The sequence below is a fragment of the Streptomyces daliensis genome (genome assembly GCF_054782395.1).
This window is the reverse complement of the sequence record NZ_BAAGSO010000113.1, coordinates 1-3,165: the sequence shown is the minus strand read 5'-3', so window position 1 is coordinate 3,165 and position 3,165 is coordinate 1. Positions and strand designations below refer to the sequence as shown.

Genomic DNA, 3,165 nt, shown 5'->3' with positions numbered 1-3,165 from the left:
CGGGCGAGGGTGCCGACCGTGTCGTCGGCCCGTTCATGAACACCCTGCCCATGCGGGTGCGGACCGGCCAGGTCGGTGTGCGTGCCGCGGTCGAGCAGATGCGCGATCAGCTCACCGCCCTGCTGGAGCACGAGCATGCCCCACTGGCGGTGGCGCAGCAGGCCAGCGGCATCGCCGACCACACCCCCCTGTTCACCTCACTGTTCAACTACCGGCATGTCACCGTCGCCACCACGGCCCCGGCCGACGCGGAACAGAACGAGCAGCGGCATGTCTCGGGCATCCAGCGAGTCATGGTCCAGGACAGGACGAACTATCCGGTCGCGGTGTCGGCCAACGACCGAGGCGAAGGAGGTCTGAGCCTGGGCGTGCAAACGGTCAGCACGCTCGACGCCGACGCGGTCGCCAGTCTGTTCCGCACCGCGCTGGAGAACGTGGTCAGCGCGCTCATCGGCGAGCTCGACGGCGGCCCGGACACCGCCCTGGCCGCCGTGGACGTGCTCGCAGCGGATGAGCGGGACGTGCTGCTTCGGCAGTGGAACGACTCGGCGCTGGAGGTTGCGGGTTCTTCGATCGTGGAGCTGTTCGGGCAGTGGGTGACGGCTGCTCCGGATGCGGTGGCGGTCGTAACCGGCGAGGGCGAGGGTGAGGAGCTGTCGTACGTCGAGCTGGACGTGGCGGCCAACCGGCTGGCGAACCACCTGCGCAGCCGGGGCGTGGGACGGGAGTCGGTGGTGGGATTGTGCCTGCCACGCGGCGTGCGACTTGTGACCGCGATCCTCGCGGTGTGGAAGGCCGGTGCGGCCTACCTGCCGATCGACGGGCGCCTGCCGGTCGATCGCGTGGCGTACATGCTGAATGGAAGCAGCGCGGAACTCGTGCTGGGGACCGAGGACACCCTTGAGGACCTGCCGGTCGGCCGCGTCCCGCTGATCGCTCTCGACGACCCGATGACGACCGCGCTGCTGGACGTGCACCCCGCGACCGAGCCCGAGGTGACGATCCACTCGGCGGGGACGGCGTATGTCATCTACACGTCCGGCTCGACGGGCACACCGAAGGGCGTGGCCGTATCCCACGCCGGCGCGGCGAACCTCGTGGCGGCTCAGCGCGACCGGCTCGCGGTGGGACAGGGCTCGCGGGTCCTGCAATTCGCCTCGATCAGCTTCGACGCCGCCGTGTGGGAAGTGCTGATGGCGCTGGGCACCGGCGCCGCGCTGGTGACGGCGTCGGCCGACGAACTGCTGCCCGACGGTGGGCTCGCGGAGGTCGTGGCGCGCCACGGGGTGACGCACGCGACGTTGCCGCCCGTCGTGCTCGGCGCACTGGACGCGGGCGACCTGGCGTCCGTGGCGACACTGGTGTCGGCCGGTGAGGCGCTGGACGCGGGCCTGGCCGGGCGGTGGGCGGCGGACCGCCGGATGATCAACGCGTACGGTCCGACGGAGTGCACGGTGTGTGCGTCGATGTCGGCCCCGCTCGCGCCCGGTGACGATCCATCGATCGGCGGTCCGGTCGCCAACACTCGGCTGTACGTTCTCGACGCGGCGCTGCGACCGGTGCCGGTCGGGGTGGCCGGTGAACTGTATGTGGCCGGTGCCGGAGTTGCCCGTGGTTATGTGGGTCGTGCGTCGTTGACGGGTGAGCGGTTCGTGGCCTGCCCGTTCGGTCCGGGGTCCGGGGAGCGGATGTACCGGACCGGCGACATGGTGAAGTGGGGCCCGGACGGGCAACTGCTGTTCGCCGGTCGTGCGGATGAGCAGGTGAAGATCCGCAGCTTCCGTATCGAGCCGGGCGAGATCGAGGCGGTGCTGCTGGCCTGCCCGGGCGTGCGGCAGGCCGCAGTGGTGGCTCGCGAGGACACCCCGGGTGACAAGCGGTTGGTGGCGTACGTGGTGCCGGCCGAGGGGGACGGAGACGGCGGTGGCGCCGGGGTTGGCGCGGAGAGCGTGCGGGAGTTCGTGGCCGACCGCTTGCCCGAGTACATGGTGCCGGCCGCGGTCGTGGAGCTGGCCGATTTCCCGCTGACGGTGAACGGCAAGCTGGACCGGCGGGCGCTGCCGGCGCCGGAGTACACGGCGGGCGCAGGCCGGGGCCCGGCGACGCCGGAGGAGGAGATCCTGTGCGCGGTGTTCGCGGAGGTCTTGGGCGTGGAGTCGGTCGGGGTCGACGACAGCTTCTTCGCCCTGGGCGGGCACTCGCTGCTCGCGGTCCGGCTGACCGCACGAATCCGCTCCGTGCTGGGGCTGGAGGTCGAGGTCCGGTCGCTGTTCGAGGCCCCGACGGTGGCCGGCCTCGCAGCCCGGTTCGCGACAGAGGGCAGGGGCACCGGTCGTCTGCCGTTGCGGGCGGGGGTGCGTCCTGAGCGGGTGCCGTTGTCGTTCGCGCAGCGGCGGTTGTGGTTCCTGGCCCAGCTGGAGGGCCCCAGCCCCACCTACAACGTCTCGGCACGCATCGGACTGAGCGGCGTCGACACAGCGGTACTCGAGGAGGCGTTCCGCGATGTGATCGCGCGCCACGAGTCGCTGCGGACGACCTTCCTGGCCGTGGACGGCGAGCCCTACCAGCAGATCCACGACCCGCGAGACTTCGAGTGGCAGCTCAACGTGTCCGAGGTGGCGCGCGAGGACGTGGTCTCCGCCGTGGACCAGGCGAAGGGGCACGCGTTCGACTTGTCGGCGGAGTTGCCGATCCGGGTGTGGTTGTTCCAGGCGGGGTCGGATGAGCAGGTGCTTTTGGTGCTGTTGCACCATATTGCTGGTGATGGGTGGTCGATGGGGCCGTTGAGCCGGGATCTGTCGGCGGCGTATGCGGCGCGGTTGCGTGGTGAGGTTCCGGTGTTCGAGGCGTTGCCGGTGCAGTATGCGGATTATGCGTTGTGGCAGCGGGAGTTGCTGGGTGAGGAGTCGGATCCGGAGAGTCTGCTGTCGCGGCAGGTGGAGTTCTGGCGGCGGACGCTCGCCGGTGCGCCGGAAGAACTGACGCTGCCGACCGACCACCCGCGCCCCGTGACGGGCAGTCACCGGGGACATGCCGCGCCGGTGCGGATACCGGCGGAGATGCACCGGCGGTTAGCGGAGTTGGCCCGTGCCGAGGGTGTGACGACGTTCATGGTGTTGCAGGCGGCGTTGGCGGTGACGGTGTCGCGGCTGGGGGCCGGTACCG

The 3,165-nt window shown here is 70.8% G+C and carries 1 protein-coding gene; it reads left to right on the top strand.

Annotated features, from left to right (window positions below; genetic code table 11):
• Positions 1-35: 35 nt before the first annotated feature.
• On the top strand, positions 36-3,165 hold a 3,130-nt coding region (locus ACYVOO_RS31365; protein ID WP_461019100.1), incomplete at its 3' end, for an amino acid adenylation domain-containing protein.